Source organism: Ferrimonas sediminicola, from assembly GCF_005116715.1.
Classification (GTDB): Bacteria; Pseudomonadota; Gammaproteobacteria; order Enterobacterales; family Shewanellaceae; genus Ferrimonas; species Ferrimonas sediminicola.
Window position 1 is genome coordinate 196,163 of sequence record NZ_SWCI01000003.1, and the last position, 21,463, is coordinate 217,625.

Below are 21,463 nucleotides of genomic sequence, written 5' to 3' on the forward strand. Positions count from 1 at the left end.
AAACCCTGAAGATTGCCGCAAATTCCCCGAGAATTATCGGGTTAGACCAGTTTTCGGTATCGTCGTTGTGACCTTTGTGGTTTAATTTAGCCAGTTTGCGCCCAGGGGCCAGAAACAGAATTCGAAAACAGGCTATTATTATCGACTTAATAGCCTGATTGAAGCAGATAACAGCCTAATCAGGGCATTCAAAAACAGGACTAGCGACGATGAGTTGGTTAGAGAAAATCCTGCCTAAAAGTAAAACAGTCGCGGCCCGTCGCCACTCCGTACCCGAAGGGGTCTGGAGCAAATGTGGCCAGTGTGACCAGATCCTCTATCGCGCCGAGTTGGAGCGTAATCTTGAGGTGTGTCCCAAGTGCGATCACCATATGCGTATCGGTGCCAGAGCCCGTCTGGAGAAGTTTTTCGACGAGGGGAGCCTGAGGGAGATCGGTGCTGATCTCGAGCCCCAGGATATCTTGAAGTTCCGTGACTCCAAGAAGTACAAGGACCGCATCGCCCAGGGTGAGCGTGCCAGTGGCGAGAAAGACGCCCTGGTGGCCGCCGAAGGCAAGCTGAAGGGGATGCACGTGGTGGCCTGCTCCTTCGAGTTCTCCTTCATGGGAGGCTCCATGGCGTCGGTGGTGGGCGCCCGTTTCGTCCGCGCCGTCGAGGTTTGTCTGGATAAGAACCTGCCTCTTATCTGTTTCTCCGCCAGCGGCGGGGCTCGTATGCAGGAGGCGTTGTTCTCCCTGATGCAGATGGCCAAGACCTCCGCAGCCCTGGCGAAGATGAGCGAACGCGGCCTGCCCTACATCTCGGTACTGACCGACCCGACCATGGGTGGGGTGTCGGCCTCCCTGGCGATGCTGGGAGACGTCAATGTCGGTGAACCCAAGGCGCTGATCGGCTTTGCCGGCCCCCGGGTGATTGAGCAGACCGTACGGGAGCAACTGCCGGAAGGGTTCCAGCGCAGTGAGTTCCTGCTGGAGAAGGGGGCCATCGACATGATCGTTGACCGCCGGGAGATGCGGGACACCCTGGCCCGGGTGATAGGCAAGTTTACCCACGCGGCGCCCCAAGAGAGCGAGTAATGTCCAGCTCCACCCGATTTGAAAGCCAGTCCCTCGCGGACTGGCTTAATTATATCCTGTCGGTGCACCCAGCCGAGATCGAGATGGGACTGACCCGGTTGATCAAGGTGGCAACCGATATGGGGTTGGCCTCTCTGCCCCATTCCAAGGTGGTCACCGTTGCCGGCACCAATGGCAAAGGATCCACCTGTGCCATGATGGAGTCTGTGCTTCGCCAAGCCGGCATCAGCACCGGAGTCTTCAGTTCGCCCCACCTGCACCGCTATAACGAACGGGTCCGTATCAATGGCCGGGAGCTGGAGGACAGGGCCCATATCGACGCATTCCGAGCCATCGAGCAGGCTCGGGGAGAGACCCAACTGACCTTCTTCGAGTTCTCTGCTCTGGGGGCACTCTATCTGTTTGCCGAGCAGCGGCCCGAAGTGGTGCTGCTGGAGGTGGGGCTGGGGGGCAGGCTGGATGCCACCAACCTGATCGACGCCGATCTGGCGGTGATCACCTCCATCGATTTGGATCACCAGGAGTACCTGGGTAACACCCGCGAGTCCGTTGGGCGAGAGAAAGCGGGGATCTTCCGCCCCCGAGTGCCCGCCGTCATAGGTGAACCGGACCTGCCTGGTTCGGTGGTGGAGGTGGCCGGGGCACTCGGCACGCCGCTGCTGTGCGTGGGGCGGGATTTTCATGGCGAGTTCAGGGAGCTGGGCTGGCACTTCCAGGGAGCCCGGTGGCGCCTCGAGGCATTGCCAACCCCCTCTCTGCCACAGGTCAACGCGGTGACCGCCCTGGCCGCCCTGGAGCAACTGAGGCCGGAACTGCCGGAGGAGGCGGTGAGGGCGGGGTTGGCCGAGGCGTCGTTGCCCGGCCGGATGCAGCTACTCAGTGACGAGCCCAGGGTGTACGCCGACGTGGCACACAACCCCCACGCCGCCCGCTACCTGGCGCAGAGGCTGTCTCTGCTCAGGGGCAAGGGCCGGGTGCTGGCCGTCTGCGCCATGCTCGAGGACAAGGAGATCGAGCTCTCTCTGTCTGCGCTGATGCCCGTGGTGGACCACTGGTTTGCCGCACCGCTGCCGGTGCCCAGGGGCGGGGACGGTCAACGGGTCGCCAGGGCCGCGGGGATCCGCGGGGTGGAGCCGTCGCTGGCGGCGGCCCTGAGCAAAGCCTGTGACCAGGCCGGAGATTTGGATCTGGTCATTGTGTTTGGCTCCTTTTACACTGTTGCTGAGGCCCAGAGTCTGTTTGAGGGAGAGTAACTGTTGTCGGATCAGCTGAAAAATCGCATCGTAGGCATCCTGGTATTAACCGCTTTGGCGGTGATTTTCCTGCCGAACCTGCTCGACGGTGAAAAGCGCAGGATGGAGGAGAATTTTGCCACCATCCCGCTGGGGCCGGTGGCCCTGCCGCAGGAGGTGCCGGAACAGGCGTTTGAACCGGTGGTCCTGGAGAGTGCGTCGGGTCCATCCGAACAGCCGGGGGCCGAACCGGCCGCCGGCGCGTTGGCCTCTGGACAGAGCACAAAGGCTGCCGAAAGCGGCTCCCAACCCCAGGAGAAAGGGGTGAACGGTGGCTGGACCCTGCAGGTGGGCAGCTTCAAGAATGCCAAGAATGTGACCAAGCTGGTCAATGACTTGAGGGAGCAGGGGTTTCGTGCCTACAGCGTCCCCGCACGCCCGATCGAAGGCCGGATAAACCGGGTGTTTGTCGGTCCCGATGTCTCCAAGAATCGGCTGGAGAAGGAACGGGTACGTCTGGTCAAGGCCACGAATCTTAAAGGGGCGCTGGTGCCCTATAAGGCTACAGATATTTAGTCATAAACAAAGCAAAAGCCCGCATCATGCGGGCTTTTTAGTGGGATCTTCAGGGGGCGATTTTTGGTGAGAAAGGCGGCACCCTCTGTTAGAATTGCCGCGCAAGAATCTGTTGGAGGCGATACTCGCTGTGATGGTATGGATAGACTACGCCATATTGGGCGTAGTGGGCCTGTCGGTCCTGATTAGTTTGGTTAGGGGCTTCGCCAGAGAAGCGATGTCCCTGGTGGTGTGGGTCCTCGCCTTCCTTATCTCAAGCCGTTTCTACGAAGATCTGGCGGTCTACCTGACCCAGGTGGACGACCCCATGTTGCGCAACGGTGCCGCTATTGCCGCGTTGTTTGTGGCCACCCTGATTCTCGGCGGATTGCTCAATTACCTAGTGGGGCAGATGGTGGATCGCACCGGCCTGACGGGAACGGACCGTCTTCTCGGGGCGGTGTTCGGCGCCGCTCGTGGTGCGCTGGTGGTGGCCGCCGCCCTGTTTTTCTTCGACAGTTTTACTCCGGCAGCCTCCTCGGACTGGTGGCAGGACTCCCTGCTGATCCCCGAGTTCAAGGTTGTCATCCAGTGGTTCTTCCAATATCTGGAGCAAAGCTCCAGCTTTTTACCAAAAATATAAAAACAGAATGACCCTACAAACAATGAACTTCTTACCAACTAAGGACCAAGCATAATGTGTGGTATCGTCGGAATTGTCGCTCATTCCTCCGTTAACCAAACCATTTATGATGCGTTGACCGTGTTGCAGCACCGTGGCCAGGACGCCGCCGGTATTGTGACCGTGGATGGCGAAGCCTTCCGCCTGCGCAAAGCGAATGGATTGGTGAAGGATGTGTTCCAAAGTAAGCACATGTTGCGGTTGCAGGGGAACATCGGCATAGGCCATGTGCGTTATCCCACCGCCGGCTCCTCCAGTTCCTCGGAAGCCCAACCCTTCTACGTCAACTCCCCCTTCGGCATCACCCTGGCCCACAACGGCAATCTGACCAACGCCCATGAGCTCAGCGAGCAGATGGCGCAGATGCGTCGACACATCAACACCAACTCGGACTCCGAGTTGCTGCTCAATGTGCTGGCCCACGAAATCCAGCAACAGCCGGGCTATGTGCTGACACCGGAGCAGGTGTTCGAGGCGGTGACCAAGCTGCATGCCAGGGTTCGAGGCGCTTACGCCTGCGTAGCCCTGATCGTCGGCCAGGGCCTGGTGGCGTTCCGTGACCGCAACGGCATTCGCCCTCTGGTGCTGGGTAAGCGCAGCACCGACAAGGGCCAGGAGTACATGGTTGCCTCCGAAAGCGTCGCCCTGGACGCGGTGGGCTTCGAGTACATCCGCGATGTGGCCCCGGGGGAAGCGGTGTTTGTTGACCGTGACGGCCAGCTGTTTACCAAGCAGTGTGCCCAGGCACCGCAGCTGAGCCCCTGCATCTTCGAGTTTGTCTACTTTGCTCGTCCCGACTCCACCATCGACGGTATCTCCGTCTATGCCAGCCGGGTCAACATGGGCCGCAAGCTGGGGGCCAAGATCGCCCGCGAGTGGGAGGACCATGACATCGATGTGGTGATCCCCATTCCGGAGACCTCTTGTGACATTGCGCTGCAGATCGCCAATGAGCTGGATTTGCCTTACCGTCAGGGGTTCGTCAAGAATCGCTACGTGGGCCGAACCTTCATCATGCCGGGCCAGGAGGAGCGTAAGAAGTCGGTTCGCCGCAAGCTCAACGCCATCGGCCAGGAGTTCAAGGGCAAGAATGTTCTGCTGGTGGATGACTCCGTGGTTCGAGGCACCACCTCCGAGCAGATCATCGAGATGGCCAGGGAGTCCGGGGCCCGCAAGGTGTACTTCGCCTCGGCGGCGCCGGAGATCCGTTTCCCCAATGTCTACGGCATCGACATGCCCAGCTCCCAGGAGCTGATTGCCCATGGCCGTGACGTGGAGGAGGTGTGCAAGCTCATCGGCGCCGACGGCCTGATCTACCAGGATCTGCCTGACCTGGTGGCGGCGGTTAGTGAGGAGAATCCCACGGTCAGCCGGTTCGATACCTCGGTATTTAACGGCCAGTATGTGACCCAGGATGTGGACCAGGCTTACCTGGACCGGCTCAATGAGGATCGCAGTGACGATGCCAAGTCCAAGCGGGACTCAGAGCAGAGCAGCAACCTGGAGATCCACAACGTCTGCCATCCCTAAGGGGATTGGCCAGATGTGAAAAAACGCGCCGAGGGCGCGTTTTTTTTTGCTTGACGGCAGTCAGCCTACATAGGAAGGGCCGAAGCCAAGGTTCCACAGGATCACCGAGGACGCCAGGATCGCCACCAGCAATACCAGGCCGCAGGTGACCAGGGAACTGGCGTAGATGAAGCCGCGCTCCTCGGGAATGTTCATGATGATGGGGACGCCGGAATAGAGCAGGTACACCGAGTAGGCGATGCCCGCCAGGCCCACCAGCATCACAAACCACAGTTCGGGATAGAGGGTGGCGAACCCGACCATGAACAGCGGGGTGGCGGTGTAGGCGGATAGCTCGATGGCCTGGGTAAAGCTGGGTTTGGCCCCGAATGTCTTGGCCATCCAGTGGGCCAGGTAGGCCAGCAGGAATACGCCGGCAATCAGGGCGGCATACATGGCGACTGCCATCTTGGCGGCGCTGCCCTGAGTCAGCTTAATGGGATCCCCGGCGCCAATGCTCCAGCCGATGTAACTGCTGGCAAAGAAACCGCAGATGGTGGGGATCAGTGCGATGATCAGGATATGGGCCAGGCTGGCGCCCACCCCCTCGTGGGTTTGTTCGATGCTTTGCCATTCCTGGCGTGGATGGGTATAAAGTCCCCATAAGTGATTGAGTATCATAGTTATTATCCCCTGCTTAACATCAGACAATGATGGTCGTCGAAACCTCAGACGATACAACTACTTCCTGACTAGTTATTAGGGATTGGCGAGCCTGAGTCAAGAATAAGTTTGAATTCGATCACGCTTTTGCCCGACTCCTGAGGGAGCCGGACGGGGAGAATAAACAGTATTTTCTTATATTACAGACATTTATATTTTAGGCAGGGCCTGACTGGACAGTTTGCATTCGTCCGGGGTGACCAGTAGCACGCTTTCCTGCAGATACCAGTCTCCCACCACAACCCTCTGACGCTCGTCGGGTAATCGGTGGATTGCCGGCCTATGGGTATGACCGTGGATCATCCGCAGCGCATGGGTGGCGTTGAGCAGGTGGTCTACAGCGGTGGGGGTGACATCCATGATGGCCATCTCCTTGCTGGCATTGGCCGCCTTACTGCGGGCGCGGGCCCGACGCGCTAGGGCTCGCCGCAGGCGCAGGGGCAGGGACAGCATCAGCAACCGAAACCAGGGCCGGTTGCGTATCCTCCGGAACTTCTGATACTCCAGGTCGGCGGTACACAGGCTGTCTCCGTGGAGAATCACCGTGGGGATGCCGTACAGCTCCAGGATCTCCACCTCGGGCAGCAGGGTGATGCCGGCACGTTTGGCGAAATCGGGCCCGATCAGAAAGTCCCGGTTGCCATGGAGATAGAAGATGGGGGCCTGGGCACTGGCCTGGTGAAGCAGGGCGGCCACCTCGAGGTTGAAGGGGGAGAGGTCATCGTCGCCAATCCAGGCTTCGAACAGATCGCCCAGGATGTAGAGGGCATCGGCACCCGGCACCTCGTCGGCCAGGAAGCGGGCGAAGGCCCGGGTGATGTCCGGGCGGTCGGCACTCAGGTGCAGATCGCCGATAAACAGGGTGCGAGGATCGCCGACGGCGACCCTCTGAAGGTTATCACTCTTCAATCTTGGCGCTCTCGATAACCACGGATTCCAGGGGAACGTCCTGATGCATGCCGTGGTTGCCGGTTTTCACCGCCTTGATCTTCTCGACCACATCCATGCCTTCGACCACCTGGCCAAAGACACAGTAGCCCCAACCCTGCATGGATTCGTTCTTGAAATCCAGGAAGGTGTTGTCGTTGACGTTGATGAAGAACTGGGCGGTGGCGGAGTGCGGATCCGGGGTGCGGGCCATGGCAATGGTGCCCACCTTGTTGGAGATGCCGTTGTTGGCTTCGTTCTCCACCCCCTCGCCAGTGGACTTCTGCTGCATGTCCGGGGTAAATCCCCCTCCCTGGACCATGAAGCCGTCGATGACGCGGTGGAAGATGGTGTTGTCGTAGAAACCCTGCTTCACGTAGTTCAGGAAGTTCTCAACAGTCTTGGGTGCCTTGTCGGCAAAGAGTTCCAGCTTGATATCGCCGAAATTGGTGGTCAGTGTCACCATGGTAGGGACCTCATTATGAATGGTTTACAAATTTTACCTCAAGCAAAAGGCGCGAGAAAAGGGGCAGGGCCCTTCAGGGGAAAAAGCCCGTTTTCAGGTGGTGAAGTCGTGATAAACTAGCGCCTTTGATTTTCGCTTAACGTCAAACAGTATAACGAGCGGTGCAATGCTAAAGATTTTTAATACGCTGACCAGACAGAAAGAGACCTTTACTCCCATCGTCCCAAACAAGGTGGGTATCTACGTGTGTGGGGTCACCATCTACGACTACTGTCACATCGGTCACGGTCGCACCTATGTCGCTTTCGACATCGCCGTTCGTTACCTGCGCTCCCTGGGCATGGAGGTCAACTACGTTCGCAACATCACCGATGTAGACGACAAGATCATCCGCCGGGCGGCGGAAAATGGCGAGAGCTGTGAGGCGCTGGTGGAGCGGTTTACCCAGGCGATGTACGAGGACTTCGACGCGCTGGGGCTGCTGCGTCCAGATGTGACCCCCACAGTCACCGGCCATATGGCGGAGATCATCGACATCATCGCCCGCCTGGTGGAAAAGGGGCACGCCTACGTCTCTGACAATGGCGACGTCTGGTTCGAGGTGAACACCTTCTCGGCCTACGGCAAGCTGTCCAAGCAGGATCTGGAGCAGCTGCAGGCGGGGGCCCGGGTGGATGTGGAGGAGGCCAAGCGCAACCCCATGGATTTCGCCCTGTGGAAGAGCGCCAAGCCCGGCGAGCCCTCCTGGGATTCCCCATGGGGCATGGGTCGTCCTGGCTGGCACATCGAGTGTTCCGCCATGAACGAGAAGCACCTGGGCAAGGTGTTCGATATCCATGGCGGCGGCTCCGACCTGATGTTCCCCCACCATGAAAACGAGGTGGCCCAAAGCTGCTGCGCCAACGACAACAACTACGTCAACTACTGGATGCACTCCGGCATGGTGCAGGTGAATAAGGAGAAGATGTCCAAGTCACTGGGCAACTTCTTTACTATTCGCGACGTGCTCAAGCAGTACCAGGGGGAGTCGGTGCGCTACTTCCTGCTCTCCAGCCACTATCGCAGCCAGCTGAACTATTCCGAGGAGAACCTGGACCAGGCCCATGCGGCGATGGAGCGGCTCTACACCGCCCTGCGTGGCGCGCCGGAAGGGGGGCGGATGCTGGACGGCTATCTGGCGACTTTCCGTGAGGCGATGGACGATGATCTGAACACCCCGGAAGCGGTCTCCGTGCTGTTTGATCTGGCCCGGGAGCTGAACATCGCCAAGGAGAATAACCCGGAACTGGCGGCGGACCTGGCGGCGACCCTGAAGGGGATCGGCGAGGTGCTGGGCATTCTGCAGCAGCAGCCAGAGCAGTTCCTGCAAGGGGGCGGTGATGAGGACGAAGTGGCCACCATCGAAGCGCTGATTCAGCAGCGCAACGATGCCCGCGCCGCCAAGGACTGGGGCAAGGCCGACGAGGCCCGGGATGCCCTGACCGCCATGGGCATTGTGCTGGAAGACGGTGCCGGCGGTACCACCTGGCGCCGCAAGTAACAGCCCGCTCCCCAAAAAAGCCCGCATCAGCGGGCTTTTTTTGGTCTTGGATCAGCGGCTCAGCTTAGCTGTGGTACTGCTCGCAGGCGAACAGGGTGTTCTGCAGCAGGCTGGCGATGGTCATGGGGCCGACGCCACCGGGGACCGGGGTGATGTGGCCGGCCCGCTCGCTGGCGGCATCGAACTCGACATCCCCCACCAGGCGGCCATCGGCCAGGCGGTTGATGCCCACGTCGATGACGATGGCACCGGGCTTGACCCACTCCCCGGGAATGAAGTTGGGCTTGCCGACGGCAACCACCAGCAGATCGGCCTGCTCCACATGGTGGCGCAGGTCTTTGGTGAATCTGTGGCAGGTGGTGGTGGTGCAGCCACCGAGCAGCAGCTCCAGGGTCATGGGGCGGCCGACGATGTTGGAGGCGCCGACCACCACCGCGTGCAGTCCCTGGGTGCGGATACCGGTGGATTCGATCAGATGGGTGATCCCCAGGGGCGTGCAGGGACGCAGCACCGGAATGCGTTGAGCCAGGCGACCGACGTTGTAGGGGTGGAATCCGTCCACATCCTTGTCCGGGCGGATGCGCTCGATGACGGTGGCGCTGTCGATGTGCTTCGGCAGCGGCAACTGCACCAGGATGCCGTCGATGGTGGGATCCTCGTTGAGTGCATCGATCTGGGCCAGCAGTTCCGGCTGGGAGGTGTCGGAGGGGAGATCGAAACTCTTGGAGACAAAGCCCACCTGCTCACAGGCCTTGCGTTTGTTGCCGACATAGACCTGGGACGCGGGATCGCTGCCTACCAGGATGACGGCCAGGCCGGGGGCGCGAAGCCCCTGTTGGGTTCGGGTTTGTACTTGGGAGGCGATGTTCCGACGAACGGACGCGGCAATGGCTTTGCCGTCTATTAGTGTTGCTGTCATCTCTACAGACTTCCTATGTAGCTGAATAGGTTGACGCCGCTGCGCATTTTGCCAGTTAAAGTGCGCTGTGTCATGAAATTAGTGTGGTTGGAGTACAGGTATTGTCCAACTGGAAATGGTTGCATAAAAAAGTGTTTGACCTGGCTCGCCACCGCCGCTAATATTCGCCCCCGTTGTCGCAGGGACATCCCGAAGGCAACAGCACGAGAGTACACAGTCGGTGATTAGCGCAGCCTGGTAGCGCATCTGGTTTGGGACCAGAGGGTCAGAGGTTCGAATCCTCTATCACCGACCACTATTTCGTGATTGGTGATTAGCTCAGCCTGGTAGCGCATCGCAGCTGTTGGAATGAGTGGACCAGAGGACGGCCGCAGGCCCTAATCCTCTATCACCGACCACTATTTTGAGATGCCGAATCCCTGAATTCGGCGTTTCCAAAAATGCACCGGTCTGGTCATTTTCTTGCGCCCGTAGCTCAGTTGGATAGAGCAGCTGCCTTCTAAGCAGCTGGTCGCAGGTTCGAATCCTGCCGGGTGCGCCATAACAGTGGTGGCTGTAGCTCAGTTGGTAGAGTCCCGGATTGTGATTCCGGTTGTCGTGGGTTCAAGTCCCATCAGCCACCCCATCATTTAGAAAAAAGCCCTGTTTTTACAGGGCTTTTTTCGTTTGGTTGGGCCGCATCCGGCTCTCCGGTTTCTCCGGCTATCCCAGTGAAACGAGGCCATGATACCGGGTCAGTTGGTTTCGCCAGACTTTTTCTTGTCCTGCCAGACCTGAAGACCGGGGTCACTGGAGTAGATCCCCTTATCGGCATAGCGGTTCTCCTCAGCCATCCACCCCGCGCGATAGAGCTTGGGCAGTTCGCCGCCGTGTTGCTCGACGTAGGTGCGGGCGGCTTCCAGTGCTTCCTGATAGGGAATGTCGACGGTGACATCCGACAGGCTGCCGTGCCCCTTGATGGTCATCACTCCGTCGATCAGGGCGACCTCGATCATCTGATTGCCGATATGACAATATTGCGCTCTCACCTTTCACCTCCCTTGTTGCTAATAGGGAATAGTTCAATTGTGGTTGTTCCCTGGGAACAGTGCCAGAGAGTCGTGATCACCTGTTGATCTGTCACAGAAATTGGTGCGAAATCGGTGCCAAAGGGTGAGCTGACAACAATCTTCTCCAGCCATTGACATTGCCGTCTCGACTCCTTCAATACCTATGGCTATAATGGCGCGTCCTACTATTGGCTTAGGCAGGTTGTGACTGGCGCCGAAGGGTAACCTCGGCCGACTTTGAAGCCGTGACACGCATTGGACTTCGGGGTCTAAAGTCTTTTATTCACACCTGAATTGTGCGGTTTGCAAATAGGGCCGCGCCACGATTTTTCGCCGGTCGGGATTGACGACCGGCCACAAAGAACACGAGTACTTGAGGTAACCTAATGCAAGTTTCTTTCGAAACCCTGGAAGGCCTGGAGCGCCGCCTGACCATTACCGTTGAGAGCGCAGAATTCGAGCCTAAAGTAACTGAAAAGATGAAGGCCGAAGCCAAGCGCGTACGTCTGGACGGCTTCCGTCCGGGTAAGGTGCCTGTGTCTGTATTCAAGAAGCGCTACGGTGCTGCCATTCGCCAGGAGACCCTGGGCGAAGTCATGCAGCAGAAGTTCTTCGAAGCCATCGTTGAGCAGAAACTGAACCCTGCCGGCGCCCCCCGCTTCGAAGTGGTTGCTGATAATGAGGGCCAGGACCTGCAGTTCAACGCCCAGTTCGAAGTCTACCCGGAAGTTGAGCTGGCTGGCCTGACCGACATCGAGATCGAGAAGCCCGTCTGTGACGTAACCGACGCTGACGTGGACGCGATGATCGAGACTCTGCGTAAGCAGCACGCCACTTTCGATGCGGTTGAGCGCGAAGCGGCCAACGACGACAAGGTTAAGCTGGACTTTGAAGGTTCCATCGATGGCGAAGCCTTCGACGGCGGCAAGTCTGAAGGTTTCGAGCTGGTTCTGGGCTCCGGTCGCATGATCCCTGGCTTCGAAGACGGTCTGCTGGGCAAGAAGGCCGGTGACGAGTTTACCATCGACGTGACCTTCCCCGAGGAGTATCACGCCGAGAACCTGAAGGGCAAAGCCGCTCAGTTCGCCATCAAACTGCACAGCGTCGAGGCCCAGGTGCTGCCTGAGCTGAACGATGAGTTCGTTTCCAAGTTCGGTATCGCCGAAGGCGGTCTGGATGCCCTCAAGGCCGAGATTCGCAAGAACATGGAGCGTGAGCTGTCCCAGGCCCTGAAAGCCAAGATCAAGGAGCAGGCCCTGGACGGTCTGCTGAAGGCCAACGAGATCGATGTACCCAAGCCGCTGGTCGAGGGCGAGATCAACGTTCTGCGTCAGCAGGCGATGCAGCGCTTTGGTGGTATGCAGGGTAACAACATGCCCGAGCTGCCTGCCGAGCTGTTCACCGAGCAAGCCGAGCGCCGCGTACGCATCGGTCTGCTGCTGGGTGAAGTGATCAAGCAGAAGGAGCTGAAGGTGGAAGAGGAGCGCGTTGCCGCCCTGATCGAGTCCATGGCCTCCGCTTACGAAGATCCTCAGGAAGTTGTTGAATACTACAACAACAACCAGGAGATGATGCAGAACATGCGCAACGTTGCCCTGGAAGAGCAGGCTGTTGAAGCCCTGATGGCCGATGCCAAGGTTTCTGAGAAGGAAGTGAACTTCCAAGAGTTCATGAATCAACAGCAGCCTGCTGCCTAAGTTGATTTGACTTGGCCCCTGGGGCCGATCATATTATGGCTCGTATGGGGTTGTTCTCATGCGAGCCATTTTGTTAGGAAACGGATTGAATATGCAGCATTTGCTCGAATCTCCTCTCAACGCTTTGGTCCCTATGGTGGTGGAGCAGACCGCCAAGGGTGAGCGTTCCTACGACATCTACTCCCGTCTGCTGAAGGAGCGGGTGATCTTCCTGACCGGACCGGTAGAGGATCACATGGCCAACCTGGTGGTGGCACAGCTGTTGTTCCTGGAGTCCGAGAACCCGGACAAGGACATCTATCTGTATATCAACTCTCCCGGTGGGTCGGTGACCGCAGGCATGTCCATCTATGACACCATGCAGTTCATCAAGCCCGATGTCAGTACCGTGTGCATGGGCCAGGCGGCCTCCATGGGCGCCTTCCTGCTGGCCGGTGGTGCCAAGGGCAAGCGCCATGTGCTGCCCAACTCCCGGGTGATGATCCACCAGCCGCTGGGGGGCTTCCAGGGCCAGGCGTCCGATATCGCCATCCATGCGCAGGAGATCATCGGCATCAAACAGAAACTGAACAGCCTGTTGGCTGAGCATACCGGTCAGCCTCTGGAAGTGGTAGAGCGCGATACTGACCGGGATAACTTCATGAGTGCCAACGAAGCCGTCGAGTACGGACTGGTCGATTCCGTACTGACCAAGCGCGGCGCAGAGTAAAGCAAAGCAGCCGGGGGTGGCGTACACTAAGGTGGACGGCCCTGCCGGCAGGCACAGCGATGAGGTAGCTGAATGAGTGATATCTCCAAGGGTGATGGCGAAAACAGCAAACTGCTGTACTGCTCCTTCTGTGGAAAGAGCCAGCACGAAGTGCGGAAGCTGATCGCCGGCCCTTCCGTTTATATCTGTGATGAGTGTGTGGATCTCTGTAACGACATCATTCGTGAAGAGGTCAAGGAGCTGGTGCCCAAGCGCGACAGTGATCGCCTGCCCACGCCCCATGAGATCCGCTCTCACCTGGATGACTATGTGATTGGCCAGAACCAGGCCAAGAAGGTGCTGGCGGTGGCGGTGTACAACCACTACAAACGTCTGCGCCATGGCGGTGACAACGCCGAAGTGGAGCTGGGCAAGAGCAACATCCTGCTGATCGGTCCTACCGGCTCCGGTAAGACCCTGCTGGCGGAGACCCTGGCCCGCTTGCTGGACGTGCCCTTCACCATGGCTGATGCCACCACCCTGACCGAGGCCGGTTACGTGGGTGAAGATGTGGAGAACATCATCCAGAAGTTGCTGCAGAAGTGCGACTACGATGTGGAGAAGGCCCAGCGCGGCATCGTCTACATCGATGAGATCGACAAGATCTCCCGCAAGTCTGACAACCCCTCCATCACGCGGGACGTCTCCGGTGAGGGTGTTCAGCAGGCACTGCTGAAGCTGATTGAGGGCACCGTTGCCGCGGTTCCGCCCCAGGGCGGCCGTAAGCACCCCCAGCAGGAGTTCCTGCAGGTGGACACATCCAAGATCCTGTTTATCTGCGGTGGCGCCTTCGCCGGCTTGGATAAGGTGATCGAGCAGCGTGCCCTGACCGGTACCGGCATCGGTTTCGGTGCCGAAGTGCGCGGCAAAAACGATACCCAGTCTCTGACCGAGACCTTCCAGCAGGTTGAACCGGAGGATCTGGTGAAGTATGGCCTGATTCCCGAGTTTATCGGCCGATTGCCGGTGGTCGCGACCCTGGGTGAGCTGGATGAGGAAGCCCTGATCCAGATCCTGCAGGAGCCGAAGAATTCGCTGACCAAGCAGTACGGTGCCCTGTTTGCCCTGGAGGATGTCGATCTGGAGTTCCGCGATGACGCCCTGCGCGCCATTGCCAAGAAGGCGATGGCCCGCAAGACCGGTGCCCGGGGATTGCGCTCCATCGTCGAAGGGGTTCTGCTGGACACCATGTACGATCTGCCCTCCGCCGACGATGTCAGCAAGGTGGTGATCGACGAGTCGGTGATCAAGGGGGAGTCTGATCCCATCCTCATCTACGATGGCTCAGATGCCCAGGTGGCTTCTTCAGAGTGATCACCTTAGTGTGTTGAAAAAAGGAGCCAAATTGGCTCCTTTTTTTATTGGTTCGAATTCAAATAAATAATTGAAACTGCCAGAAATGCCCCCATATACTGAATTACGGATGGCCTGCGTTTGGAGCAGGCCGGTAGCTGAAACGGAATAGAGCCATGACAATAGAGCGCTCCGACCTTGTCCAGATCCCGGTTTTGCCATTACGGGATGTGGTGGTCTACCCCCATATGGTGATCCCCCTGTTTGTCGGCCGGCAGAAGTCGATCAACTGCCTCGAGGCCGCCATGGAGCAGGACAAACAGGTTCTGCTGGTGGCCCAGAAGGAGGCCGAGCAGGACGACCCCACGGTTGATGACGTCTACCAGCTGGGTACAGTGGCGTCTATCCTGCAGCTGCTGAAACTGCCTGACGGCACCGTCAAGGTGCTGGTGGAGGGCAGTCAGCGCGCTCGCATTGAGCAGTTTACCGATGAGGAGCCCTTCCTGGTGGCCGATGCCCGCTTCGTCGAGACCGAGCGGATGGATGAGCGCGAGGAGGAGGTGCTGGTGCGCACCGCCATCGGTCAGTTCGAAGGGTACATCAAGCTCAACAAGAAGATTCCACCGGAGGTGCTGACTTCGCTCAACGGCATCGACGAGGCGGCTCGCCTGGCGGATACCATGGCGGCGCACATGCCGCTGAAGCTGGAGGAGAAGCAGGCGGTACTGGAGATGGACAATGTCTCCGAGCGTCTGGAGTACCTGATGGCGATGATGGAGTCGGAGATCGATATCCTCCAGGTGGAGAAGAAGATCCGCTCCCGCGTCAAGAAGCAGATGGAGAAGAGCCAGCGCGAGTACTATCTGAATGAACAGATGAAGGCGATTCAGAAGGAGCTTGGTGAACTGGATGACGTACCCGATGAGTTCGAGACGCTCTCCAAGAAGATTGCCGAGGCGGGCATGCCCAAGGAGGCCCAGGAGAAAACCGAGGCCGAGCTGAACAAGCTGAAGATGATGTCCCCCATGTCGGCCGAGGCCACCGTGGTGCGCAGCTACATCGACTGGATGGTGAGCGTGCCCTGGACCAAGCGCAGCAAGGTGAAGAAGGACATTGCCCGTGCCCAGGAGGTGCTGGATGCCGATCACTATGGCCTGGAGAAGGTGAAGGATCGGATCCTGGAGTACCTGGCGGTGCAGTCCAGAGTCAGGCAACTCAAGGGGCCAATTCTGTGCCTGGTGGGACCTCCGGGGGTAGGTAAGACCTCCCTGGGCCAGTCCATCGCCCGGGCGACCGGGCGCAAATACGTGCGCATGGCTCTGGGTGGGGTGCGGGATGAAGCGGAGATCCGCGGGCACCGCCGTACCTACATCGGTTCACTGCCTGGTAAGCTGATTCAAAAGATGGCCAAGGTGGAGGTGCGTAATCCACTGTTCCTGCTGGATGAGATTGACAAGATGAGCTCCGACATGCGCGGCGATCCTGCATCGGCGCTGCTGGAGGTGCTGGACCCCGAGCAGAACAACGCCTTCAACGATCACTATCTGGAGGTGGATTACGATCTGTCCGATGTGATGTTTGTCGCCACCTCCAACTCGATGAACATCCCGGGGCCGCTGCTGGACCGGATGGAGGTGATCCGTCTCTCCGGCTACACCGAAGACGAGAAGCTCAATATTGCCAAACAGCACCTGCTCTCCAAGCAGATCAAGCGCAATGGCCTCAAGGCAAGTGAACTGACCGTGGAGGATGACGCCATCGTCGGCATCATTCGCTACTACACCCGGGAAGCGGGCGTGCGCAGCCTGGAGCGGGAGATCTCCAAGATCTGTCGCAAGGCGGTGAAGCAGCTGCTGCTGGACAAGTCGCAGAAATCGGTGACCGTCAATGGCGACAACCTCAAGGATTTCCTCGGGGTGCAGCGCTTCGACTACGGCAAGGCCGAGGAGAACAACCAGGTGGGCCAGGTGGTGGGCCTGGCCTGGACCGAGGTGGGTGGCGATCTGCTGACCATCGAGGCGACCTCGGTGCCCGGCAAGGGCAAGCTGGCCTACACCGGCTCCCTGGGCGATGTGATGCAGGAGTCCATCCAGGCGGCGATGACCGTGGTCCGCTCCCGTGCGGATAAGTTGCGCATCAACCCGGACTTCTACGAGAAGCGGGACATCCACGTGCACGTTCCCGAGGGGGCCACTCCCAAGGATGGGCCCTCCGCCGGCATCGCCATGTGCACCGCCCTGGTTTCCAGCCTCACCGGTAACCCGGTGCGTGCCGATGTGGCCATGACCGGAGAGATCACCCTGAGGGGCGAAGTACTGCCCATCGGTGGCCTCAAGGAGAAACTGCTGGCTGCCCACCGGGGCGGCATCAAGACGGTGTTGATTCCCAAGGAGAATGCCCGCGATCTCGAGGAGATTCCGGAAAACGTGAAGAAGGATTTGGCCATTCATCCGGTCCAGTGGATCGATGAAGTGCTGAGTCTGGCACTGGAAAATCCACCGGAAGGGTTTGAATCTGTGGCCTAAAAGTGGCTAAACACCCCCCAAAATGCGCCTTTTTTATGGCGCATTTTTGATTTGGAAGCAAAAACCGTAAAAAGGGCTTTGCAATCTGGATTTCACTGTGTAGTGTATGGTTTGAACCAAGGCTCAGTGCGCTATAGGGCGCGTCATGACTGGCTTTGAGCGGTATCCTGGTTTCCATGTCGTGCGGCTCTTTGAACGCTTGAACTTTGAAATTAGGCTTGATATAAAACTCTCCGCAGACCGCGCTAGCGTATGGAATGGCAGCGGCGCAAAATTAGAATTGAAGGGGATGAAATGAACAAATCTCAACTGATCGATCAAATCGCTTCTGGTGCTGATATCTCCAAAGCTGCGGCCAGCCGCGCTCTGGATTCCTTCATTGAAGCAATCACCGACACTCTGAAAGAGGGCGACAAGATCTCCCTGGTTGGTTTCGGTACCTTTGAAGTACGCGAGCGTGCCGAGCGCACCGGTCGCAACCCTCAAACTGGCCAAGAGATCAAGATCGCAGCTGCGAAGATCCCTGCATTCAAGGCCGGTAAAGCGCTGAAAGACGCGGTAAACTAAGTTACCAGAGGACGCTCCCAATGTTGTGAGCGTTTTTTAGTTTCGGAGTGGTAGTTCAGTTGGTTAGAATACCGGCCTGTCACGCCGGGGGTCGCGGGTTCGAGTCCCGTCCACTCCGCCAGCTTTTCAAAGGCGCATCCAGGATGCGCTTTTTTTATTTTGTACCCGCCTGGCGCGGTACAACAGGTTCCAGCTCGTTCTAAAAGAGACGTCTGATGTTAGAAAAAATTCGTGAAGGATCGCAGGGAGGCGCCGCCAAGATTATCCTGGGTGCCGTGATTCTTTCATTTGCACTGTCCGGAATCTACAGCTATCTGGGCTCCAACGGCCAGGCCAATGCCGCCGCCGTCAATGGTGAGGATATCACCCGCTACGACCTGAGCGTGGCCCTGCAGAATGAGCAAAGCCGGCTGCGTCAGCAGATGGGCGAGATGTTCGACACCCTGGCTGCCGACCCTGCCTGGATGGCCAATGTGCAGCGCTCTGTGCTGGAGCGTATGGTGTCTGAGCGTCTGGTGGATCAGAAGGCCCGGGAGCTGGGACTGCGTGTCTCCGATGAGCAGATTAAGAAGGCCATTGTCGAGACTCCGGAGTTCCAGGTGGACGGTCGCTTCGACAACGATCGCTACCAGGCGGTTCTGCGCCAGATCAACATGACCCCCGATCGTCTGGCCGCCACCATCGGCCGGGACATGATCCGTCAGCAACTGCTGAGCACCCTGTTCGGCACCGAGATCGTGACCTCCGAGCAGGCTCAGGATCTGCTGGCGCTGCAGCAGCAGTTGCGGGACATCCGTTACCTGACCATCGACAAGTCCGCCTACCTGGATCAGGTGAGTGTGGGCGATGAGCAGGTGCAGAGCTTCTATGACACCAATCTGGACCGTTTCGCCACCCCAGAGCAGGTGAGCCTGGAGTACATCGAACTCAAGGCCGCCGACCTGGCCCAGGATATCGAGGTCAGCGACGACGAGCTGCTGGCCTACTATGAGGGTCACCAGAATCTCTACCAGAAGCCTGAGCGCCGTCTGGCGGCGATGATCCTGATCGAGGGCGATCGTGCCAAGGCCGAGCGGGCTCTGGCCCGCATCAAGGCCGGTGAAGCCTTTGCCGATGTGGCCAGGGAGATGTCCGATGATTTCTCCGCCGAGAATGGTGGCGAGCTGGACTGGTTTGAGCGCGGCATGATGGACAAGGCGTTTGATGACGCCCTGTTTGCCCTGGAGAAGGGCGGGGTATCTGAGATCCTGGAGACCGAGTTCGGCTTCCAGATCGTCCAGGCCAAGGAGATTGCCGAGAGCGTGGCAGCCCCCATCGACGATGTGAAGGCCGAGATCGCCGACACCGTAAAGCTGGAGAAGGCCCAGGAGGCGTTCTATGACATGCAGCAGCGCCTGGTCGATGCCAGCTTCCAGTTCCCCGACAGCCTGGACGATGCCGCTGCCGAGGTGGGCGCCACCATCGAGACCAGCCAGTTGTTCAACCGCTTCAATGCGCCCCAGTCCCTGGCCGATCCCAAGGTGCTGAACGCCGCCTTCTCCGATGCGGTGGTGCTGGATAAGATGAACAGCGACGTCATCGAACTGGGCAGCGGCCACGTGATTGTGGTGCGTGCCAAGGAGTACCAGGCCGCCGGGACCCAGCCCCTGTCCGAGGTTCGTGACCAGATCCTGGCCCAGTTGAAGGCGGAAGAGGCCTCCAAGCTGGCTCAGGCTGCCGCCGAAGCCAAACTGGCAGAACTGGAGGCCGGTGCCGAGCTCGAGGGGATGGTGACTGAGGCCGGCCTGGCTCGTATGGGTAAGCCCGGCGTGGATCCGCAGCTGGTGGCTCAGGTGTTCACCCTGGCTCGTCCTGCCGACCAGCCTACCTTGGGCAGCATCAAGCTGAGCACCGGTGACTACGCCATCGTCGCCCTGGACAAGGTGACCGACGGTGATGCCGAGCGCGCCGCTGCCGATGCGCTGAAACTGCGCCTGGCGGGCGTGATGGGACAGGAGAACTACCAGTCCCTGATCGATGCCCTGCGTGCCAATGCCGAGATCAGCTACTACGCTGCTCAGTAAGGGTCGGCTTCAAGATTCCAAGGCGCGGCTCAGTCCGCGCCTTTTTATTATGCCAATTGCATTAAATATCTGGTCATTTAGCTGAAATTTAATGCAATTGGCATTTTGCACCGATGGTCGGATCTGCGGGTTTTTCCTTTCCGTCCCCGGCGCTTTTGGATAAGCTTTCCGGAAAATTTTGAGAACTGGCCCAAACTTGGGGCCGAACTCCTGCCAAGGTGCAGGTACCAGACAAGGGAAATATTGATGATCATCAAGCCAAAGATTCGCGGTTTCATCTGTACCACCACTCACCCGGTTGGCTGTGAGCAGAATGTACGTGAGCAGATCGCCTACACCCAGGCCAAGGGTGCCATCGAAAAGGGTCCCAAGCGGGTACTGGTGATCGGCTCCTCCAGTGGCTACGGCCTCTCCTCCCGTGTTGCTGCGGCGTTCGGTTGTGGTGCCGCCACCATCGGCGTGTTCTTTGAGAAGCCCGCCACCGAGAAGAAGCCCGGCACCGCCGGCTGGCACAATGCGGCAGCCTTCGACAAGCTGGCCCACGAAGCCGGCCTCTATGCCAAGAGCCTCAATGGTGACGCCTTCAGCCACGAAGCCAAGCAGAAGACCATCGACTTGATTAAGGAAGACCTGGGGCAGGTGGATATGGTGGTCTACTCCCTGGCCTCCCCGGTACGCAAGCTGCCCGACACTGGGGAACTGGTGCGCTCGGTACTTAAGCCCAAGGGTGAAACCTACACCGCAACCGCCGTGGACACCAACAAGGACAGCCTGTTCCAAGCCTCCATCGAGCCCGCCACCGAGGAGGAGATCGCCGCCACCAAGACCGTGATGGGGGGCGAGGACTGGGAGCTGTGGATCAACGCCCTGAACGACGCCGGGGTGCTGGCCGAGGGGTGCAAGACCGTGGCCTACAGCTACATCGGCACCGAGATCACCTGGCCCATCTACTGGCACGGCGCCCTGGGCGATGCCAAGAAGGACCTGGATCGTGCCGCCCACGCCCTGGACGCCAAGCTTCAGGCCAACGGCGGCAGCGCCAACGTGGCGGTGCTGAAGTCGGTAGTGACCCAGGCCTCCTCCGCCATCCCGGTGATGCCCCTGTACATCGCCATGGTGTTCAAGAAGATGCGCGAAGAGGGGGTCCACGAGGGCTGCATGGAACAGATCTACCGCATGTTCAACGAGCGTCTCTACAAGGCCGACGACTCCGCGCCCCAGGTGGACGAAGAGAACCGCCTGCGTCTGGATGACTGGGAGCTGCGCGATGACATCCAGCAGCACTGCCGTGATCTGTGGCCCCAGCTGACCGACGACAACCTCAAGGAACTGACCGACTACGTTCAGTACAAGGAGGAGTTCCTCAAGCTGTTTGGCTTCGGTGTCGACGGTGTGGATTACGATGCCGACGTCAATCCGCTGGTGGAGTTTGACGTTATCGACATCTAAGGCCCTTGGCCAGAAGAGAAAACCGCCCTTGTGGCGGTTTTTTTATGACTCCCGTCTAGCGGCCAGGTGGTCAAAGTGGGCGTGGTCGCCGCCACAGAAGGTGGGCAACAGTACCTTGGGTATCGGGACGACCTCCGACCGCTCTCCCCGGTAGAGTGAGCATTCACCCACAGGGCGAATGCCCGCTTCCGGGGCACCGATGCCGGGGTAGCGGAAATCCACCAGCCACTCCTGCCAGATCACCCAATGATGGGGTCTGTCCGCCAATGTTCCTTTCATCAATTGGGCGGATTCTCCTTCGTGATGCAGCAGGCTGAGCACCACGGTCGACAACGCGAAGGCGTCCAGCTCACGGGTGGGCAGGGCGAAGAGGTGTTCGAGCAGCTGCTGTGGGGTCATGACGAAACTCTGACGGGGAGGCCGGGTCCCCACCATACCCAAGA

The 21,463-nt window shown here is 59.0% G+C and carries 19 protein-coding genes and 4 tRNA genes; 17 read left to right on the plus strand and 6 right to left on the minus strand.

Annotation, left to right across the window (positions count from 1 at the left end; all coding sequences use genetic code 11):
* Positions 1-209: 209 nt before the first annotated feature.
* The 5 genes from accD to purF all read left to right on the plus strand — a co-directional run bounded on the left by accD (position 210) and on the right by purF (position 5,075).
* Positions 210-1,076 carry an acetyl-CoA carboxylase, carboxyltransferase subunit beta gene (gene accD, locus FCL40_RS06750; RefSeq protein WP_136852401.1) on the plus strand — a complete coding sequence of 289 codons (867 nt, stop codon included), beginning with the start codon at positions 210-212 and terminating at the stop codon, positions 1,074-1,076.
* Positions 1,076-2,329, plus strand: a complete 1,254-nt coding sequence (gene folC, locus FCL40_RS06755) for a bifunctional tetrahydrofolate synthase/dihydrofolate synthase (protein ID WP_136852402.1) — start codon at positions 1,076-1,078, stop codon at positions 2,327-2,329. Before accD ends, folC begins: the two co-directional genes overlap by 1 nt.
* A gap of 3 nt (positions 2,330-2,332) precedes the next feature.
* Complete coding sequence (locus FCL40_RS06760) at positions 2,333-2,884, plus strand: SPOR domain-containing protein (protein ID WP_136852403.1); 552 nt, start codon at positions 2,333-2,335, stop codon at positions 2,882-2,884.
* 133 nt (positions 2,885-3,017) lie between these two features.
* Positions 3,018-3,506: a CvpA family protein gene (locus FCL40_RS06765; RefSeq protein WP_136852560.1), complete on the plus strand. Its 489-nt coding sequence runs from the start codon at positions 3,018-3,020 to the stop codon at positions 3,504-3,506.
* Between the two features lie 54 nt (positions 3,507-3,560).
* The gene (gene purF / locus FCL40_RS06770) at positions 3,561-5,075 is read left to right on the plus strand and encodes an amidophosphoribosyltransferase (protein ID WP_136852404.1); all 1,515 of its coding nucleotides are present in this window, start codon (positions 3,561-3,563) and stop codon (positions 5,073-5,075) included.
* A gap of 60 nt (positions 5,076-5,135) precedes the next feature.
* Here the strand turns inward: purF and FCL40_RS06775 are convergent, their stop codons facing one another.
* The 3 genes from FCL40_RS06775 to FCL40_RS06785 form a co-directional block, all read right to left on the minus strand.
* Complete coding sequence (locus FCL40_RS06775; protein WP_136852405.1) at positions 5,136-5,735, minus strand: Yip1 family protein; 600 nt, start codon at positions 5,733-5,735, stop codon at positions 5,136-5,138.
* 192 nt (positions 5,736-5,927) lie between these two features.
* Positions 5,928-6,686, minus strand: coding sequence for a UDP-2,3-diacylglucosamine diphosphatase (locus FCL40_RS06780; RefSeq protein WP_136852406.1), 759 nt, complete (start codon positions 6,684-6,686; stop codon positions 5,928-5,930).
* Positions 6,676-7,170, minus strand: a complete 495-nt coding sequence (locus FCL40_RS06785) for a peptidylprolyl isomerase (protein WP_136852407.1) — start codon at positions 7,168-7,170, stop codon at positions 6,676-6,678. Before FCL40_RS06785 ends, FCL40_RS06780 begins: the two co-directional genes overlap by 11 nt.
* Positions 7,171-7,336: 166 nt before the next feature.
* On the opposite strand from FCL40_RS06785, the gene cysS reads away from it, so the two are divergent.
* The gene (cysS, locus tag FCL40_RS06790; protein WP_136852408.1) at positions 7,337-8,710 is read left to right on the plus strand and encodes a cysteine--tRNA ligase; all 1,374 of its coding nucleotides are present in this window, start codon (positions 7,337-7,339) and stop codon (positions 8,708-8,710) included.
* Between the two features lie 64 nt (positions 8,711-8,774).
* Here cysS and folD read toward each other — a convergent pair whose 3' ends face one another.
* Entirely contained in the window at positions 8,775-9,629 is an 855-nt protein-coding gene (gene folD, locus FCL40_RS06795; RefSeq protein ID WP_136852409.1) for a bifunctional methylenetetrahydrofolate dehydrogenase/methenyltetrahydrofolate cyclohydrolase FolD, read from the minus strand.
* A gap of 218 nt (positions 9,630-9,847) precedes the next feature.
* On the opposite strand from folD, the gene FCL40_RS06800 reads away from it, so the two are divergent.
* The 3 genes from FCL40_RS06800 (at position 9,848) to FCL40_RS06810 (ending at position 10,254) form a co-directional block, all read left to right on the plus strand.
* A tRNA-Pro gene (locus FCL40_RS06800) sits at positions 9,848-9,924 on the plus strand.
* Positions 9,925-10,093: 169 nt separating this feature from the next.
* Positions 10,094-10,170 (plus strand) — tRNA-Arg (locus FCL40_RS06805).
* A gap of 8 nt (positions 10,171-10,178) precedes the next feature.
* A tRNA-His gene (locus FCL40_RS06810) sits at positions 10,179-10,254 on the plus strand.
* 109 nt (positions 10,255-10,363) lie between these two features.
* On the opposite strand, the gene FCL40_RS06815 is transcribed toward FCL40_RS06810, so the two are convergent.
* The gene (locus FCL40_RS06815; protein WP_136852410.1) at positions 10,364-10,657 is read right to left on the minus strand and encodes a hypothetical protein; all 294 of its coding nucleotides are present in this window, start codon (positions 10,655-10,657) and stop codon (positions 10,364-10,366) included.
* 407 nt (positions 10,658-11,064) lie between these two features.
* Between FCL40_RS06815 and tig the strand changes: the two genes are divergently transcribed.
* The 8 genes from tig (at position 11,065) to fabV (ending at position 21,020) form a co-directional block, all read left to right on the plus strand.
* Positions 11,065-12,375 carry a trigger factor gene (gene tig, locus FCL40_RS06820; protein ID WP_136852411.1) on the plus strand — a complete coding sequence of 437 codons (1,311 nt, stop codon included), beginning with the start codon at positions 11,065-11,067 and terminating at the stop codon, positions 12,373-12,375.
* A gap of 91 nt (positions 12,376-12,466) precedes the next feature.
* On the plus strand, positions 12,467-13,084 hold the full coding sequence (clpP, locus tag FCL40_RS06825; protein WP_136852412.1) for an ATP-dependent Clp endopeptidase proteolytic subunit ClpP: 618 nt from the start codon (positions 12,467-12,469) through the stop codon (positions 13,082-13,084).
* 72 nt (positions 13,085-13,156) lie between these two features.
* Positions 13,157-14,437, plus strand: coding sequence for an ATP-dependent protease ATP-binding subunit ClpX (gene clpX, locus FCL40_RS06830; protein WP_136852413.1), 1,281 nt, complete (start codon positions 13,157-13,159; stop codon positions 14,435-14,437).
* A gap of 155 nt (positions 14,438-14,592) precedes the next feature.
* Positions 14,593-16,941 carry an endopeptidase La gene (gene lon / locus FCL40_RS06835; RefSeq protein WP_136852414.1) on the plus strand — a complete coding sequence of 783 codons (2,349 nt, stop codon included), beginning with the start codon at positions 14,593-14,595 and terminating at the stop codon, positions 16,939-16,941.
* A 294-nt stretch (positions 16,942-17,235) separates the two neighbouring features.
* A complete protein-coding gene (hupB, locus tag FCL40_RS06840; protein ID WP_028109509.1) occupies positions 17,236-17,508 on the plus strand; it encodes a nucleoid-associated protein HU-beta in 273 nt (90 codons plus the stop codon).
* Between the two features lie 44 nt (positions 17,509-17,552).
* Positions 17,553-17,629 (plus strand) — tRNA-Asp (locus FCL40_RS06845).
* Between the two features lie 94 nt (positions 17,630-17,723).
* Positions 17,724-19,571 carry a SurA N-terminal domain-containing protein gene (locus FCL40_RS06850; protein WP_136852415.1) on the plus strand — a complete coding sequence of 616 codons (1,848 nt, stop codon included), beginning with the start codon at positions 17,724-17,726 and terminating at the stop codon, positions 19,569-19,571.
* 246 nt (positions 19,572-19,817) lie between these two features.
* Positions 19,818-21,020 (plus strand): enoyl-ACP reductase FabV, encoded by a 1,203-nt coding sequence (fabV, locus tag FCL40_RS06855; RefSeq protein WP_136852416.1) that lies wholly within the window; start codon positions 19,818-19,820, stop codon positions 21,018-21,020.
* A gap of 42 nt (positions 21,021-21,062) precedes the next feature.
* On the opposite strand, the gene FCL40_RS06860 is transcribed toward fabV, so the two are convergent.
* On the minus strand, positions 21,063-21,419 hold the full coding sequence (locus FCL40_RS06860; RefSeq protein WP_136852417.1) for a hypothetical protein: 357 nt from the start codon (positions 21,417-21,419) through the stop codon (positions 21,063-21,065).
* Positions 21,420-21,463: the final 44 nt, after the last annotated feature.

What these genes read in the sequence shown, in the direction of transcription:
- accD (WP_136852401.1), top strand. Translation starts at nt 210, where the DNA reads ATGAGTTGGTTAGAGAAAATCCTGCCTAAAAGTAAAACAGTCGCGGCC.
- folC (WP_136852402.1), top strand. Translation starts at nt 1,076, where the DNA reads ATGTCCAGCTCCACCCGATTTGAAAGCCAGTCCCTCGCGGACTGGCTT.
- FCL40_RS06765 (WP_136852560.1), top strand. Translation starts at nt 3,018, where the DNA reads ATGGTATGGATAGACTACGCCATATTGGGCGTAGTGGGCCTGTCGGTC.
- purF (WP_136852404.1), top strand. Translation starts at nt 3,561, where the DNA reads ATGTGTGGTATCGTCGGAATTGTCGCTCATTCCTCCGTTAACCAAACC.
- FCL40_RS06775 (WP_136852405.1), bottom strand. Translation starts at nt 5,735, where the DNA reads ATGATACTCAATCACTTATGGGGACTTTATACCCATCCACGCCAGGAA.
- FCL40_RS06785 (WP_136852407.1), bottom strand. Translation starts at nt 7,170, where the DNA reads ATGGTGACACTGACCACCAATTTCGGCGATATCAAGCTGGAACTCTTT.
- cysS (WP_136852408.1), top strand. Translation starts at nt 7,337, where the DNA reads ATGCTAAAGATTTTTAATACGCTGACCAGACAGAAAGAGACCTTTACT.
- folD (WP_136852409.1), bottom strand. Translation starts at nt 9,629, where the DNA reads ATGACAGCAACACTAATAGACGGCAAAGCCATTGCCGCGTCCGTTCGT.
- tig (WP_136852411.1), top strand. Translation starts at nt 11,065, where the DNA reads ATGCAAGTTTCTTTCGAAACCCTGGAAGGCCTGGAGCGCCGCCTGACC.
- clpP (WP_136852412.1), top strand. Translation starts at nt 12,467, where the DNA reads ATGCAGCATTTGCTCGAATCTCCTCTCAACGCTTTGGTCCCTATGGTG.
- clpX (WP_136852413.1), top strand. Translation starts at nt 13,157, where the DNA reads ATGAGTGATATCTCCAAGGGTGATGGCGAAAACAGCAAACTGCTGTAC.
- lon (WP_136852414.1), top strand. Translation starts at nt 14,593, where the DNA reads ATGACAATAGAGCGCTCCGACCTTGTCCAGATCCCGGTTTTGCCATTA.
- hupB (WP_028109509.1), top strand. Translation starts at nt 17,236, where the DNA reads ATGAACAAATCTCAACTGATCGATCAAATCGCTTCTGGTGCTGATATC.
- FCL40_RS06850 (WP_136852415.1), top strand. Translation starts at nt 17,724, where the DNA reads ATGTTAGAAAAAATTCGTGAAGGATCGCAGGGAGGCGCCGCCAAGATT.
- fabV (WP_136852416.1), top strand. Translation starts at nt 19,818, where the DNA reads ATGATCATCAAGCCAAAGATTCGCGGTTTCATCTGTACCACCACTCAC.
- FCL40_RS06860 (WP_136852417.1), bottom strand. Translation starts at nt 21,419, where the DNA reads ATGACCCCACAGCAGCTGCTCGAACACCTCTTCGCCCTGCCCACCCGT.